Origin of the sequence: Microcoleus sp. B9-D4 (genome assembly GCF_036705105.1) — a bacterium.
Taxonomy (GTDB): domain Bacteria; phylum Cyanobacteriota; class Cyanobacteriia; order Cyanobacteriales; family Microcoleaceae; genus Microcoleus.
In genome coordinates this window covers 1-15,691 of the sequence record NZ_JAUBTS010000063.1, presented here as the reverse complement: position 1 = coordinate 15,691, position 15,691 = coordinate 1, and the positions used below count along the sequence as shown (strand labels likewise).

18 protein-coding genes are annotated in these 15,691 nt (G+C 44.0%); 10 read left to right on the top strand and 8 right to left on the bottom strand.

Annotated features, from left to right (window positions below; all coding sequences use genetic code 11):
• The first annotated feature begins 119 nt into the window (after positions 1-119).
• The 4 genes from QUB24_RS27125 to QUB24_RS27110 all read left to right on the top strand — a co-directional run bounded on the left by QUB24_RS27125 (position 120) and on the right by QUB24_RS27110 (position 4,225).
• The gene (locus QUB24_RS27125) at positions 120-1,157 is read left to right on the top strand and encodes an NADP(H)-dependent aldo-keto reductase (protein ID WP_333156707.1); all 1,038 of its coding nucleotides are present in this window, start codon (positions 120-122) and stop codon (positions 1,155-1,157) included.
• 174 nt (positions 1,158-1,331) lie between these two features.
• The gene (locus tag QUB24_RS27120) at positions 1,332-1,856 is read left to right on the top strand and encodes a hypothetical protein (protein ID WP_333156706.1); all 525 of its coding nucleotides are present in this window, start codon (positions 1,332-1,334) and stop codon (positions 1,854-1,856) included.
• 182 nt (positions 1,857-2,038) lie between these two features.
• Positions 2,039-2,593, top strand: a complete 555-nt coding sequence (locus tag QUB24_RS27115; RefSeq protein ID WP_333156705.1) for a GIY-YIG nuclease family protein — start codon at positions 2,039-2,041, stop codon at positions 2,591-2,593.
• Positions 2,594-2,596: 3 nt separating this feature from the next.
• On the top strand, positions 2,597-4,225 hold the full coding sequence (locus tag QUB24_RS27110; RefSeq protein WP_333156704.1) for a DGQHR domain-containing protein: 1,629 nt from the start codon (positions 2,597-2,599) through the stop codon (positions 4,223-4,225).
• 97 nt (positions 4,226-4,322) lie between these two features.
• Here QUB24_RS27110 and QUB24_RS27105 read toward each other — a convergent pair whose 3' ends face one another.
• Complete coding sequence (locus QUB24_RS27105; RefSeq protein ID WP_333156703.1) at positions 4,323-4,475, bottom strand: hypothetical protein; 153 nt, start codon at positions 4,473-4,475, stop codon at positions 4,323-4,325.
• Here QUB24_RS27105 and QUB24_RS27100 point away from each other — a divergent pair.
• Complete coding sequence (locus QUB24_RS27100; protein ID WP_333156702.1) at positions 4,474-5,154, top strand: DUF433 domain-containing protein; 681 nt, start codon at positions 4,474-4,476, stop codon at positions 5,152-5,154. The two genes, QUB24_RS27105 and QUB24_RS27100, sit on opposite strands and share 2 nt — an antisense overlap.
• Here the strand turns inward: QUB24_RS27100 and QUB24_RS27095 are convergent.
• From QUB24_RS27095 to uvrB, 5 genes are read right to left on the bottom strand one after another with little or no spacing between them, the layout of a single operon-like run.
• The gene (locus QUB24_RS27095; RefSeq protein ID WP_333156701.1) at positions 5,151-5,549 is read right to left on the bottom strand and encodes a DUF2281 domain-containing protein; all 399 of its coding nucleotides are present in this window, start codon (positions 5,547-5,549) and stop codon (positions 5,151-5,153) included. The two genes, QUB24_RS27100 and QUB24_RS27095, sit on opposite strands and share 4 nt — an antisense overlap.
• Entirely contained in the window at positions 5,546-5,779 is a 234-nt protein-coding gene (locus QUB24_RS27090) for a DUF6883 domain-containing protein (RefSeq protein ID WP_333156700.1), read from the bottom strand. Before QUB24_RS27090 ends, QUB24_RS27095 begins: the two co-directional genes overlap by 4 nt.
• On the bottom strand, positions 5,769-5,894 hold the full coding sequence (locus tag QUB24_RS27085; protein ID WP_333156699.1) for a hypothetical protein: 126 nt from the start codon (positions 5,892-5,894) through the stop codon (positions 5,769-5,771). The genes QUB24_RS27090 and QUB24_RS27085 overlap by 11 nt, the downstream gene beginning before the upstream one ends.
• A gap of 5 nt (positions 5,895-5,899) precedes the next feature.
• Positions 5,900-6,094: a DUF433 domain-containing protein gene (locus tag QUB24_RS27080; protein ID WP_333156698.1), complete on the bottom strand. Its 195-nt coding sequence runs from the start codon at positions 6,092-6,094 to the stop codon at positions 5,900-5,902.
• Positions 6,095-6,110: 16 nt separating this feature from the next.
• Positions 6,111-8,123, bottom strand: a complete 2,013-nt coding sequence (gene uvrB / locus QUB24_RS27075; RefSeq protein WP_333156697.1) for an excinuclease ABC subunit UvrB — start codon at positions 8,121-8,123, stop codon at positions 6,111-6,113.
• Between the two features lie 180 nt (positions 8,124-8,303).
• Between uvrB and QUB24_RS27070 the strand changes: the two genes are divergently transcribed.
• Entirely contained in the window at positions 8,304-8,786 is a 483-nt protein-coding gene (locus QUB24_RS27070; protein WP_333156696.1) for a hypothetical protein, read from the top strand.
• Positions 8,787-8,884: 98 nt separating this feature from the next.
• Here QUB24_RS27070 and urtA read toward each other — a convergent pair whose 3' ends face one another.
• Positions 8,885-11,812, bottom strand: coding sequence for an urea ABC transporter substrate-binding protein (gene urtA / locus QUB24_RS27065; RefSeq protein ID WP_333156695.1), 2,928 nt, complete (start codon positions 11,810-11,812; stop codon positions 8,885-8,887).
• Positions 11,813-12,365: 553 nt separating this feature from the next.
• Here urtA and QUB24_RS27060 point away from each other — a divergent pair.
• The 4 genes from QUB24_RS27060 (at position 12,366) to QUB24_RS27045 (ending at position 14,405) form a co-directional block, all read left to right on the top strand.
• Positions 12,366-12,572, top strand: coding sequence for a hypothetical protein (locus QUB24_RS27060; protein WP_333156694.1), 207 nt, complete (start codon positions 12,366-12,368; stop codon positions 12,570-12,572).
• 500 nt (positions 12,573-13,072) lie between these two features.
• Positions 13,073-13,255 (top strand): CsbD family protein, encoded by a 183-nt coding sequence (locus tag QUB24_RS27055; RefSeq protein WP_333156693.1) that lies wholly within the window; start codon positions 13,073-13,075, stop codon positions 13,253-13,255.
• A gap of 77 nt (positions 13,256-13,332) precedes the next feature.
• Positions 13,333-13,776, top strand: coding sequence for a hypothetical protein (locus QUB24_RS27050; RefSeq protein WP_333156692.1), 444 nt, complete (start codon positions 13,333-13,335; stop codon positions 13,774-13,776).
• A gap of 116 nt (positions 13,777-13,892) precedes the next feature.
• Positions 13,893-14,405: a hypothetical protein gene (locus QUB24_RS27045; RefSeq protein ID WP_333156691.1), complete on the top strand. Its 513-nt coding sequence runs from the start codon at positions 13,893-13,895 to the stop codon at positions 14,403-14,405.
• 165 nt (positions 14,406-14,570) lie between these two features.
• Here the strand turns inward: QUB24_RS27045 and QUB24_RS27040 are convergent.
• A partial coding sequence (locus QUB24_RS27040; protein WP_333156690.1) for an IS4 family transposase occupies positions 14,571-15,691 on the bottom strand: 1,121 nt, incomplete at its 5' end.

Here is a 15,691-nt window from a genome sequence, read left to right as displayed (position 1 = left end):
GAGGTCGCAGAGAGCGCAGAGGAAGAGAGGAGAAAGCCTCGCGCACTTTTCTGGAGTTGTCAATTAAATCAAGGTTTTTCTGTAATATAGAATCAGATATTTTTCCAGCAATCAAACTCATGGAATACAAAAAACTGGGCGACAGCGACTTATCAGTATCTGAAATCTGTTTGGGTACGATGACTTACGGCCAGCAGAACACCGTTGCAGAAGCGGCCGAACAGCTCGATTTGGCGATCGCCAGAGGCATCAACTTTATCGATACCGCAGAAATGTATCCTGTCCCTGGAAGACCGGAAACTCAGGGTAAAACAGAGGAATATATCGGCGAATGGTTGGCGAAACAGCAGCGGGATAAAGTCATTATAGCGACTAAAGTGGCGGGCAGAAGCACTCGCTTAAAGTGGATTCGGGAAGGGAAAAATCAGATCGATCGCCCAAATGTGGAAAAAGCCCTGAATGACAGCCTGAAGCGCTTGCAAACTGACTACATCGACCTGTATCAGATCCACTGGCCCGATCGCTACGTCCCGCTATTTGGCGCGCCGGATTACGACATCGCCCAAGAACACGAAACAGTACCGATTTTGGAACAGTTAGAGGTATTTGCTGACCTAATTAAAGCTGGCAAAATCCGCTATTTGGGTTTGAGTAACGAGACGCCTTGGGGAGTTTGCGAGTTTTGTGCATTGGCGGAAAAACACGGTTTGCCGAAAGTTGTTTCGATTCAGAATGCTTTCAGTTTGAGCAATCGGACATTCCACCTAAATTTAGCAGAAACTTGCCGCTTTAAGAATGTGGGATTGATGGCTTATAGTCCTTTGGGATTTGGGCTGTTAACGGGGAAATACTTGAATGGAATTCCCGAAAATTCAAGGTTGGCTTTATTTGCGGGATTTGGTCAGCGTTACGATAAAACTAATCTGAACGATGCGGTGAAAGCGTATGTTGAGATTGCGGGGAAACATGGGATAAGTCCGGCGCAGATGGCTTTGGCGTATGTGCGATCGCGCTGGTTTGTAACTAGCACAATTATTGGTGCAACAAGTCTCGAACAGTTGGAGGAAAATATCGGTAGTTTGGAGGTGAATTTGGATAAGCATATCCTAGCGGAAATCGATGCGGTGCACGCTAAGTATCCTAACCCGACACCGTAAGTTTATTACTCCCTCTATCGGCGGTTGAAACCGCTACTACACAAACAAAGTCTGCCTTCGCGGACTAAGAAATAGAGGCAAAATTTACCGCGAATTTGGTATTAGTAGGTTGGGTTGAGGTCACGAAACGAAACCCAACTTATTAAGTTTTTATATTGTTTAGGATGAACAGCGATGAATAGCAGTCAAAAATTTAATTTTAAATTATCCGAGCGTTTCTTAGAAAACTACGCAGATCCTCCTGAAGATCCATTGGGAGAGCTTTCTCATTTTGAAATGGGATGGCGATGTTTCTGTTTTGAATACAACCATAAAGTTTTCATAGAAATAGGTGAGGCTCAAAAAGAGGTATTTTTAGATCCAGATATCTGTATGATGATTGACAATTACTTTCCCAAGGAAATTGCGAAGCTATCGCAAGGTAAACCAATAGAAATAGACTTTGGTGAGAGTTGGTTCACTATTATGTTGGTACCGATCAACAATAAGATTAACTGCACTTGGATCAAGTTTGGGACTTCGTGCTGGGAAAAGCAGTTTGAGTTCGATCGCACTCACGTATTAGATGTGCTCAGAGGTTTTCTTCAGGAAGTGATGCAGCTAGCTGTAGATAAGGGTTACATCACGCTGGAAGAGAAGGAGGAGTTTATTAGTCCGGCTTTTGCTAGCACTACCGATGCTGCGGTATTAGGCAAGTAGTTTGTTTTGGTGGTGTTTTGGGCGATCGACCTGCCAATTCATCCATAAAATAGGAGAATGGTAAAAGGCGATCGCCCTGTTGCTGAGGTGTTACGAGTTGTTACAGCTTCCTCCAGTCATGCAGTAAAAGTGAGATACTGCTAATTGTTAAAAGTGAGCGATACTTTTTAAAATTTTACTCTATGGAAGAAACAGTCCACGACAACTTTTTTAAAAATTTTACTGTAGTAACAGCAACTATATCCGCCGCCGATGATCTTCCTGAAAAATCTGGGATTTATGCTTTTTATCACGCTTTTGATTTTTTAGAAAATAACTTGTTTGATGGTGTAGATAATCGTTTAAAAAGTACAGTATTTAAAACAAAATTTTCCGAAAAAGATAATAGAAGTAAGTTTATTGTCGATACTTGTGGAGAGTCAGTTGGTTTGTCTCAAAAAATGGGGCAATTTATCCAAGCGGTTTCTCAGCCTAAAGAACGAAGAATTTTAAAAAGTCTTCTGATCTCATGTAGCATTTTCCAACGCCCCGATTACATCGGCACAGCAAGCAACTTAAGAGATAGATTTATCCAACATTTGGATCGAGACGATGGTTTTTTATCAAGGTACGGAAACTCCAGAGCCCCTGATGAATTTTTATTCGTTTGTTTACCTTGCCCCAAAAACATTTCTAGAGAGTTAGAAAGTCTGTTAATTCAACTATGTCAACCTAAGTTTAATACACAGAGGAGTTAGAAAATGGAATTAGATAATCAGTCTCCAGAGACGATAGAATATAAGGCAATCAGTGGTAAATTTGGTGAAGTTAGGTACTTCATAACAACTCTCGATCAAAGTGATGCCGTTGAAAATATTAGATTTGCTGATGAAATTCAAGGCAGTTGGAGCTTTTCTGAAAGAGTTCAGAGAAAACTAGATGAAAACAGAGCGAATACAGAAATATTTTCTTACCTAGCACAGGGTGGAATTCGCTTTTTTAATTCAATTGTAGTTGTACTTTTGCCCAACTCGAATAACCAAAGAGAGTTTTGGGACTTTTCTGAAGTTAGTAGTCAGGGAAAAACTGTTGAAAAATGGGTCAATTTAAAGCTATATAAAAACGTAGCTAGAATTGTAATTGATGGTCAACATAGACTTCTTTCATTAAAGAGATACTGGAACGCCTATACTGGAAAAGAGCCTTTAACTCCTCAACAAATAAATGAGAATTTCAATTGCGACGAAACTTTTGACATACCAGTTGTTTATCTAGTATTTGGTAATCTTGGTAGAGTTGGTCATGCCGACTTAAGTGAAACAGTAAGAGATGAAATAATCAAAGCAACTCGCAATATTTTTACAGTTATCAACAAGACTGCAAAATCAATCGATAAACAAACTCAATTATTGCTGGATGACAGTAAAATATCAGCATTGATTCCTAGAAAACTTTTAGAGGAAGAAGTGCTTGAAGATAAATTTGTTAAATGGTCTTCCAAATCAAGAAACTTGACCCAATCAGAACCCTATCTAACGACTCTAGATTTGGTTAGCCAATGTACTATTGAACTATTGAAAGATTATCAGAAGCAAGCTTTAAAGAAATCATTCAATTCACCAACTGAGCGTAATATGGCTCTGGAAAATTATTACGAGTCTCATCCTAAACTTCCTGAAATAAGTACAAAATCATTGCTTAAGTGGTTTTTCACTGAACTTCAGCCATTCAAGGATTGGGTATCACAGATTAATTACGTTGGTATCAATATTCCTACTCAACCGGAGCAATCTAGATTAAGTGCAAACCAAAAAGCAACTATAAAAGAATTACGAGATTCTAACATTTTGTATACTATATTAGGGCAAAAAATTCTTTTTTCCGCTGTTTCAAGGTTCCTACTTAAGATAAGAATAGAGTACCGTATTCCAGCGATTCTTGATGCGATATCGCTTAGTATTACTAAAATGGATAAAGAGGGATTTTTTAACCGAAATGCACCCCATTGGTCTAGTGTTCTAGTGCGATCCAATGAAAAACTAACCATGATCACTACAGGCTCTGGGACTGATAAATGTATAGACCTGGTTAGAATGATATTGCTAGATTCCTCTGAGGGCGTGAGAGACTTGATCAAACGTACTAGAGATGATGTCAGCAGCGAGGTTAACTGGAATGAATCTTTGATTTCCGTTTGGAGAAAAGATTTTCATGTGATATTACCGGAAGTTGAATTTATTGATGAGCAGATAGAAAAATCTTCTGAATCGGATGATTCTTTTGCTGAAGTTCGAGATTCGCTTGACTCTTTTGAGGAAGATGAAGAAGAATCTGATGAAATTGAAGATGATGAGGATATTTTCAAAGAAACGGAAGAAGTAAAAGATTAAGCTATCAACTTGATGAGGTGTTCAAATATAGCGATGTAACAAAACTTTTTTCGACAATTGCCGAAGCAGCCGGAGATGCCGGATGTCCGCCCAAAATTTACGGCATTACCTCCTCTGGGTACGATCGCGAATATGCAGCATACCGACTAGGAATCTCATAGAAAGTACGATCGCCCTTCCCATCCAAAAAATAGGACAATGGTAAAGGGCGATCGCACTTCACCCTAAAATCTTTCTCAACTAAAACCATGAGTACAATTCGCTTACAACTAGCCGAATACTTGAAATGTCGAGGTTTCACCCCCGAAAACTTAGTCGAAGCTATGGGCGAAACACTCAATCCTGAAACCGTATACCAACTGATCGAAAAAGCAGAAAACCTCAGCCATCTAGACTTATCCGTCTTAGCCGCCATTATAGATGGCTTGAGCAAACTCAATGGTTTTCCCGTTCGCATTGGAGAAGTGCTAATATTTTTTCCTGACATTTCCGAGGAAGCATTGGCAAAATCGCCTTGGCGTCAACTTTACCTCGTCGATAATGAAATTCCCCCCTATGATTGGGGAGATGTAGACCCCCTCGAAGGCACAAAGCCTGTGCGTTTTATTCCGGGAGTTGGAATAGTAATTCAGGACAATGAAAGTGCAACGAATAGTAAAGAAGATATCCAGCCATTTACTAGAATTACCTGCGATTCAGAATTCATGGCGGGAAAACCTTGCATTCGCAACTTACCGATAACTGTTGAAACTATCATCTCAATGATGGCGTCTCACTATTCGACAGCAGAAATACGCCAAACTTATCCAGAACTTGAAGAAGCAGACTTTAAAGAAGTTATCGCCTATGCTAAATGGCGGATTCAAGAAACAAACCCGATCGACCTTGGCAATAAAAAGGTAGAGAAAATTTGTGAGTCAGCTACCTAATACGATCGCACTTTTTGCTGTTTTTCCTGCAAAAACTCTGCAAAGTCGCAGACTTCAGCCACTAACTCGTCAGGTAAATTATTTAAAACCGACAGTAAATGCTCTCGAATCCCCATCATTTGGTCGGCAGATTTTACTAATTGCAACTGATGCGGATAAACTGTTTCAACACCAATCGTTTCCATAAATGCGCCCGGTTCATCCTGAGTTGCAGGCACAAAATCCCCGCCAACTTCTGCTTTCACCCATCCGCCAAATAATTCTACTAAATAAGCTTCACCGTTCTTGAAAACCTCAACAATTGTCCCGGCTGTTTGTGGCGGTGCAATCTCGCCATCAGCGATGGCGACTGCTTCGGTTAAAGTCACTGCATCCAATAACTGAAATTTGCTCATTGCTGTCTCCCAAAGCGTTGAGGAAATGCGGTAACAAATCTAGCAATATCTTCACCAAATAAAACAATCCAACCTGTACGGATTTGCCAAGATACTCCCGATCGCCCTGTAACTAAAATAATAGCTTGGTAGCGTTCTCCATAGTCATTCTGTCCGACTGGCTGTAACAATTCTAGCGAGATTTGGGCTATAATTGCGTCTCGAATCGCCTCCGGTGACTCAAACCGCATCACCTCCCTCCCGCCAGAATTTCTGCTTATCTCCGCCTACTCCTGCTTCCGTGGCACTGCTGAAGAGATACTGCGCCTTAGCAATGGGAAACTCTAAACGAGTGGGTGCATTCATAGCATTCAGGTTGAGAGTTGATACCGGAGACTAGCTTTAATATCCTCAGCTTCCAAATAAGGATAAGCTGCCAAAATTTCCTCTACACTCATCCCATTTGCTACCAAACTCACTACCAAAGAAACAGTAATTCGCATTCCTCGAATGCAAGCTCTTCCTCCCATAATTTTTGGATCGAAGGTAATGCGATCGAACATCATATCCTCCCACTCTTCCTTAATGTCCCAATAGCTTATCCCGCAAATGCTTGATCCGATCGCGCAATTTACCTGCCTCCTCAAACTCCAACTTCTTAGCCGCCGCCTTCATCTGCGCTTCCAACCGCCCGATTAACTGAGGAATCTCATCCAAAGATAACTCGTTTACCTGTTCGTAAACCTCATCCAACTGCTGAGAATTCAGCTTGCGCGACACATCCAAAAATGCCAAAATCGCATTACTCGATCGCTTTTTGGCGATCGGCTGCGGCGTAATCCCGTGCATCTTATTGTATGCTAGCTGAATCCCCCGGCGCCGATCGGTTTCGTCGATCGCCTTAACCATACTATCCGTCAAATTATCCGCGTACAAAATAGCCTGTCCCTGAACGTGCCGCGCCGCCCTTCCAATCGTTTGAATCAAAGAACGTCCCGATCGCAAAAACCCCTCTTTATCCGCATCCAAAATTACCACCAGCGAAACTTCCGGCAAATCCAAACCTTCCCGCAGCAAGTTAACACCAATCAATACATCAAACTTACCATCCTGCAAATCTTGGATAATTTCGATGCGTTGAATCGACTGAATTTCCGAGTGCAAATACCGCACTCTAATTCCCCTTTCCTGCAAATATTCAGTTAAATCTTCCGCCATCCGCTTGGTTAAAGTCGTCACCAAAACTCGCTCGTCCCGACTTACTCTCTCCTTAATTTCCCCCAACAAATCATCAATTTGTCCTTCCGTCGGGCGCACGAAAATTGTCGGATCTATTACTCCGGTAGGGCGAATTACTTGCTCTGCAACTCTGCCTTCCGATATCTCCATTTCCCAATCCCCAGGCGTAGCAGAAACAAAGATGCACTGATTTTCTTTTGCCCAGAATTCCTCTGCTTTTAAAGGGCGGTTATCGGCAGCGCTGGGCAAGCGGAAACCGTGTTCTATCAATACTTTTTTCCGCGCTTGGTCGCCGTTGTACATCCCCCGAATTTGCGGCACTGTGACGTGAGATTCATCTATCACCAACATCCAATCTTTCGGGAAATAATCAATCAAACATTCTGGCGGTTCCCCCGCATTTCTCCCTGCTAAATGCCGCGAATAATTCTCGACTCCGTTGCAGTATCCTACCTCGCGCAGCATTTCCAAATCGTAGCGGGTGCGCTGTTCCAACCGCTGAGCTTCTAATAGTTTCCCCTCTTTTTCAAATTCTGCCAGTCGGTCTTCTAATTCGAGTTCTATCCCTTGGCAAGCCGCCTCTAATTTATCTTCTGCCGTGACAAAGTGGCGCGCTGGATAAATATTTAAAGCGGTTGAACTTTGCAGGATTTTACCCGTTACGGGGTCAACGTAGCGAATGGCATCAATTTCGTCGCCGAAGAATTCGACGCGAATAATTCTATCTTCGTAAGCAGGGCCAATTTCCAAAACATCGCCTTTGACGCGAAATTTGCCTCTGCCTAAATCTATGTCGTTGCGACTGTATTGGACATTAACTAAATCTCGCAAAACTTGCCGCTGGTTGACTTCCATTCCTACTCGCAAAGGAATAGCAGCTTTCAGGTATTCTGCGGGCATTCCCAAACCGTAGATGCAGCTAATTGAAGCAACTACAATTACGTCGCGGCGTTCAAAGAGCGATCGCGTGGCGGAGTGCCGCAACATATCGATCTCGTCATTAATTGCGGCCGTTTTCTCAATGAAAGTATCGGTGACGGCGATGTATGCTTCAGGTTGGTAGTAGTCGTAATAACTGACAAAGTATTCGACTGCATTGTTCGGGAAAAAATTTCGCAGTTCGTTGCACAGTTGAGCAGCCAGGGTTTTGTTGTGTGCTAGGACTAAGGTGGGTCTGCCGACTTTTTCAATCACCGAGGCAATGGAGAAGGTTTTGCCCGTACCTGTGGCACCGAGTAAGGTTTGAAATCGATCGCCCGCTTCGATGCCTTTGACGAGTTGCTCGATCGCTAGCGGTTGGTCGCCTGTGGGCTGGAAGGGCGCTTGCAATTGAAAAGATGCTGCCGCAGTTACCATAGGAAAATGTAGCTATTACCCATAAATCTTAACAAAAATGCAGAGATTCTGCAATTTCGTTAAAAAAATAGTTAGACTTTGTAATATTATTTTAATCATCGGCCGAAATAGCAAGCAGAAAGCCAAGAAAAGCAGTTGTCCGAACCCAGCAATCAACAGCAGTAAGCGAGGAAAAGAATTATGGATACGCGCAGCACAGGTACAGGCAAAGGCAAAGCGATCGCCCGCCGCGGCAAAGGCAGTTCCAAAAGCCAACCGACAGAACCCACGGATGCCAAAGCAACAGGAATTCAACTTTATCGGCCGCAACTCATGCATGACAACCGCCCTGTCGGCCCAGACGATTTTACCATCAGCGAGACCGTCTCGATGTCGGGGAATCGCCCGATCGGCATTAGCACCCTGCACCTCAGCGAAACCTACGGCATTGTAGGCAATCGCCCAGTCGAATCCAGCGACTTTGAAGTGGTTGCTACCATCGGCAATCGCCCGATCGGTTCCAGCGCCATGCAAGTCAGTGAAATGTTCAGTATGTCCGGTGCCCGCCCTATTGGCATCAGCACTCTTCACATTGATGAAGTTTACTCCACAATGGGAGGAAATCGACCAATTGCCTCAAACGAAATTGACGATAGCTCGGCATTAATGGGCTTCTTAGATTAATTAGTCAGTTGTTAGTTGTTAGTTGTTAGTTGTCATCTGCTACCAATAACTAATAACTAATAACTAATAACTAATAACCACTGCTAACAGTCAACTAACTACTTCTCGATACCCTGATATTTGCTCAATAAAGCAGCAAAGCGCTTGTAATCCACAGGCTTCCTCACATACTCCGCCGCTCCCAATTCCAAACCCTGATTTTGGTCGTCCAAAAAAGTTATCATAATCACTGGAATATCAACCAAATCTCGATCGGCTTTCAATGCCGACAGCACCGCCCAGCCGTCCATACTTGGCATCATCACGTCCAGAATAATCGCGTCGGGCAGCAACTCCTTAGCCAACAAAAGCCCCCCTTGACCGCTAGCCGACGATCGCACCCGAAATCCCTGTTTCGACAAGCAGCGAGTCATCAAATCCCGCGCGTCTGGATCGTCGTCAATCACCAGCACAGTAGCAGCATCGGGCAAATCCAGCGGTTGCGATCGCACTGCTTTTTGCTTCTCTTCAGTCGCCGCTACACTCGTTTCTAACTCCTCGCCATACTTCGGCTGCATTTCTGCGATTTCTCGATCTTCCTGCGCTTCTTTCGGGCTTTTAACCGCAATCGGCAACCGGATCGTAAAACTAGAACCGCAATCAAACTCGCTCTCAACCGTAATGTCTCCGCCCATCATCTGGCAAAATTTCCGGCTAATTGTCAGCCCCAAACCGGTGCCGCCGTATTTGCGGGTAGTAGAATCGTCCGCTTGAGCGAAAGCTCCGAACAGCCTCGACACCTGATCCTCAGTCATGCCGATGCCGGTATCTGTTACTTGAAAGACGATCCAAGGCTGTTGACACCGAGAAGGATCTGCCGAGAGTTCTTCGGAATTGTCGATCGGCAAAACCTTCCCTTCTTCTTTCCAAACATTAATCCTAATTTTGCCTTGATCCGTAAACTTAGCAGCATTGCTCACCAAATTCAACAGCGCTTGCCGCAGCTTCGACGAATCGGAGTAGATCGTGCCAATATTGCGATCGCAATTGACGATCAAAGTATTGCCATTTTTCCCTAGCGTCGGTTGAACAGTAGTGACAACCTGCTCTATCAAATCCCACACCTCAAAAGTCTCCAAGAAAAGAGTCATCTTTCCTGCTTCAATTTTAGAAATATCCAGGATGTCACTAATAATGTTGAGCAACTGCTTGCCTGCCATATTAATGCTTGCCAAATCCATCACAAACTCTTCTTCGCCGAGTTCCAGAGCCTCTTCTTGCAGCAGCTCGCTGTAGCCGATAATCGCATTCAAAGGCGTCCGCAACTCGTGAGTCATATTTGCCAAAAAAGTGCTTTTCGCCCGGTTGGCAGCTTCGGCAGCATTCTTAGCGACTTCCAATTCCCCCGATCGTTCCTCTAGCTGCCGCTGCCGCACTTCCAAACCGTTGAGCAAACTGCTAATTTGCTGAGCCATTGTATTGAGAGTAGAAGATAGCACCCCGATCGCGTCATTAGAAACAACAGGCGATCGAGCCGTCAAATCACCGCTGGCCATCTGTTCGGCAGTTTCCCGCAGCAAGCCCAGATTCCGAATAATTGCCGACACCGACACAAAAGCCACTATCCCCGCGATCAAACTCAAAACCAAAGCCCCCATCAGCCAGTGCTGAGTGCGGCTCGCCACCAAGAGAGTTTGCTGCACCAGCACCGCCATTGCTGCCTCAGAAACCCCCGCCGCCGGATGTGAGGCAGCCTCTATTGTCAGCAAATAGTTCTTCATCTCCATAGAACCCATCCACCCGACTCCCACCGCCATCCAAGTTATCAGTACCAATATGACAAACAGCCCGCTCAAAGACACCCGAGTTCCCAGAGAAATCCCCCTCGTAGCAAGTGCCGCCGCCCAAGGATAGCCCTTGAGAAAAGGATCTGGCCGAACCGATGCGCCGGAATTCCAAATCTCCTCAATTTGACCGTCCACCCTCACCTTGCCAATCCGCACTGTTTTCCAGATATGCTGAGTTTGGGCATCTATTTTTACCTTGCCCGAAGGCGCTGCCAACTCAATATTTTTAGCAGCAGCCCTGACTTTAACCACATCTGTCGAACCAGCTTTTTCTACTGCTTGCTTCCAGAGGTAAACACCCAAATAAGCCGCTTCGATCGGGTCATCCGTGACTCGATTTTCCCCGTATCGGGCTTTATAAGCCTTGACAAATTTCCGATTTTCCGGTGTATCCACCGTTTGAAAATAGTTCCAAACCACCAAATGTCCAGCAATATTGGACGCCCCGATCGCCCGCACTTCCTCTTCTGCTACGCTGACCGACATCACCGGCAAATCCTCGGGTTTCACGCCAGCTTCCCGCAACTTTTGGAAAAAAGCCACATTGGTGTCGCCGTTGAGAGTGTTGAGAATCGCATCGGGTTTCACTGCTAAGATATGTGCGATCGCCTCACCCACTTCCCTAGAACCCAGCGGCAGATACACTTCCCCCGCCAACTCTCCCCCCAGTGCCGCCAGTTGAGCTTTCACAATCCGATTTGCCGTGCGGGGAAAGATATAATCCGAACCCAACAGGAAAATTTTCCGCTTTCCCTGTGCCAGCAAGTAATTCACCCCAGGCACAATCTGTTGGTTGGGGGCAGCACCAGTGTAGAAAATATTCCGACACTGTTCTAGCCCTTCATACTGCACTGGATAGAACAGCAACCCGCTGCCTTGCTCGAAAGCCGGCTGTACAGCTTTGCGGCTCGCCGAAGTCCAACAGCCAAATACCACCGCCACCTGCGCTTCTAGGAGCAATTGCTTAGCTTTTTGGGCAAAAGTTTGCAAATCGCTGGCTCCATCTTCTATAAGCGCTTCCAAGGGGCGTCCGAGCACCCCTCCCGCCGCATTAATTTCCTCAACAGCCAACAGCGTCGCATCTTTAACAGAAATTTCGCTGATGGACATCGTACCCGTCAGCGAATGCAACACGCCTATTTTGATCGGCTCACGAGTCGGGCCGGCTGCTTCGAGGGGGTGACTGCTCCTTGCTCCCATAGGGTTTTAGATAATTTTTTTTTACTAATAACAGAAATTTTAGTTCGATCCTGCTGGAAGTTAGCCCTGACGCTAACTCTTGTTTAGCAGATTATTTAACCCGATCGCCACCAAACTTGGGAATCGGTGCACCCTGTTGATTTTAACGGTCAAACTGCTCTACATCTGACTTAAGTCTGCACTAAATCTGTCGCCTATTTCTCTCTTCATCTTTTACGGCTCGCGAAACAGCCTCATCCAACGACAAAAGGCACTTATGGCGATCGCGCCGCAGAAAAATTCTCCCCCCTCCTCCCCTTTCCCCAACTCACTCACTGCCCGCGCCTTGCGACTCACCAAGCAATCTCACCCACTATTCCCCTTCCCCTATCTCCTTTTGGGCCAATGGAAGTCTCCGTAATTTATCTTAACTATATAACTCAAAACTCTTCACCAGGCTCTATCTCCCTTCAGGCAGAGGGAAGTATTCGTGATTTCCCTTATGATATATATAAGGTTAACTTCTAAGTACCCTTGTTAAAAATAATTTTTGCAAACAATAGGGGAAAAACTAATGAATACTGAAGAAAATGCGACCCACACTGGCAGCGAAAATCAAGTAACGCTACCAAAATCAAGGGAAACATTGCTCGGCGAGGAAACAGAAAAAGCCCTCGGTCAGCAAAAACAAGAAGCTGCTCAAACTATGCGCGCTGTCGAACAGTTGAAAGAAGAACTTGAGCACAGAATAGATGAAGAATGTCATCACAAGGTAGATTAAAACTAATACGGAATTTGTTTGGGTGTGGGTAAGATGCGGTCTTGCCCACACCCGCCTTTTTAAAGCAGAATTAAATATAATTTAAAAATTATAAATTATTTGGGGTTTAAAAAAATAGTCTGGGACGCACGGGCGACCATCCAGCAGTTTTTTACAAAAATACTTAATTGCCGCCAGCAGAAACGGTAAAAAAAGACGGTAAGCTGTTGTGCATTTAAATTGTATATTTCGAGTCCCGATCAACAATCGTCAAATCCTCTCCCCCTCTCCTCTTCTCCCCCTCTCCCTCTCAAATACCATAGGCAATCTAGATGCAACACAGCTTAAGTATGAAAGTGGCAGTCTGTCTAAAATGGAAAAATTATTTTTCCATCTTCCATGTTCCCTCTTCATTTTTTGTTCATTCTTTCTTCCTAGAGGTAGAGTGCAACGCAGATCCTAGTTACCTATGATGAGTTTATAAAGTAAAAAATGTCTGAGATACAGATAGGGAGAAACCCATGAGCACTAAAGATAGAGCAAAGGCAACTGGCAACAACATCGCAGGCGCAGCTCAAGAAGCCCTAGGCAATGTTACTGGCGATCCGAAGGATAAAGCAGAAGGCAAAGCCAAGCAGGCCAAAGCTGAAGCTGGTCACGCGATCGAAGATGTAAAAGATGAGCTCAAAAAGAAACTAGACTAAGCCTAATACTAATTGAGAGGGTCGAGCAACCTGACCCTTTCAAGTATTCCAAGTGTTTTCTGAACGGAGGAAAAAAGGTGAGTTTATTACAGCAGAGTCGCAAAATAATTGCGGGCTTACTCTTGGTATTAATGCTGGCAGTTACTACTGCCTGCGCGCCCAGCGTTTCAGCCCAAAAACCGACTGATGTACCTGTAGCAATTGGTGGCATTCAGGGTTATTACGCGCAGCTAGAACGTGGCAATACCGCCGCCGGTCAAGATTTTGGTCAATGGGTAACAAAGACGGCTCAGGGCTTGGTTCAGGATGCTTACGTCCGCGACAATAACAAATTGGGAGTTGTAATTACCCCGCAAGTCCGCCCGACTGAAGTGAAAGATTTGGCGAAATCTCTAGCACAAGGTTTTCACCGCAATTTCCCAAATCAGGATGTAAGTGTTTTGGTTTACGCTCCTGACAAAAAACTGATTTTGACTGCTAAGTACGACCAGCAATCAAATCAGATTGAATACAAGTCTTGACCCGGTTAGCAAGCTTAAATGATAGCCGCGTGGCGGTTTAATATTCCGCAGTTTTTTGAAGGCGAAACAATCTCAATTTAAGACTGAAATGTTGTGTAGATTGGAAAAAACTTACCATGAGTAGCAGCGATAATTACAAGCGTCAAATCATGAGCGATTTGGCCCAGGGAAATCGAGAAATGATGCCGGAGACAACTGGTGAAGATTACGAAAACTTTGACGATTTTGCTCAGAGAACTTCGCCGGCTCAGCGCAAACAATTATTCGGGCGTTCCCTGAATCACGACTCTCTCCCGCCGGCTCAGTTGGAACCGGAATTGCAAAAGGCGATCGCCCAAATTAAGCCCAATGAACGCGACGACGTGGCCCGCGAATTCTTCAAGCATTTGGGCAAGAGAGGATTGGACGATCGCCAATTGGAAAAGCAGCTAGGACTTTCTACCCACCACGCCAGCCGCATGAATGCTGACGATGTTACCAAGCTGGCCTCGTTCACCTATCACAATCACCCGGATATCTTCCGAGAAGTGCTGGCCGAACAGCCGAGTTTGATGAAGTTTTTGGGCAATCCAGTTGTTGCGGGTATTTTGGGAATAGTTGCGGCTAAATGGCTCAACAACCGCAAATAATCTTGGATTCAGACAAGCCTAAAACCGGATAATACGTGCAGCAAATAAAAGGACGATCGCCCAGGCGATCGTCATTACTCACAAGTTAAGCTAAAAACACTGTTGTCAATGAGTAATCTTACTCATTTTTTACCGAGATACCAATTAAAATATGACTCCATTTGTTCATTCATTATTGAAAAAAAATTGTTCGGGACTTCTTTGAGTTCCAGGGAAAGGAGAAATGATTAGCCTGACATGAGGTTTTCGCAGTCGCTTAACGATCCCTAAATCTTGATTTTTCGCGTCGGCAAAATACTTAACTAGGTCAGAAGCTAATCCTTTTTGATAAGCAACAGAAAAATGATACATTCCCCGATAAATCATTTCTAATGAAATACGTTCAATGGGCACTCCTAATTCATCCGCAACGGCATCTCCCAAGTCTACTAAAACCGCATAAAATAGCCAAGTACCCCAGATTTGTAGCTGGATTCCATTGCTCGAACCTGTCCATAAATAACTTAAATTTAGGAGTCTCTTTACTGTACAAAATGCCTCTTCAATTCGCCAGCGTCTTTGATATAAATCTGCCACTACATAAGGCGGCAGTATTTTGGGTTCTTGGACACTTGTCAGATAAGAACGCCAGGAATTTTTTGAGCGAATTTGTACTAATCTTATAGTTAAAGATGGTGTTTTTTTTGTCCCTGCACCTATCTGAATTATTTGGTCTTTAACATCATAAGTATTGGTTAATACCCGCTTTACTTGATAAGATGCACCTTTCTTTATCCGAGTAATAAATCCAATTTCTTGCTCAATTAATTTTGACCAAAAAGCGAAGTGATAGAAGCCTATATCCAATAACAGCAAGGTTTTTGGCTTAACTTTTTTTAGTAAATCTTCTTCCCAATGAGTATCTGCTTGTTTCGGATTTTCCCAAAAATAAATTTCTTCGGGAAGATGAGTTACTAGGTCTATAATTACTCCCATTTTTCCGGATAATTGACCAATTGAAACATCTGATAAACTATCGAGTTTACGAAATAACGCTTCTAATGTTGAGCCATCTGCTATCCAGATATTTTCAAAGTTTTTTAAGGCAAATTGTACGCTACCTGGTAATGGTCTCGATTTTCTCATCAACCATTTTTGTCGAAAATGAGGTAGTAATTCTTTAAATACTTTTTCAAATAAAATTGATGGAAAAGTTAAAAACTTTTGTGATAATGCTTGTTGACTAATTTCTTGTGGCTGACACCATAAAAATCCTTCTCTATTTAATAATCTGGTTAATTCTGTTA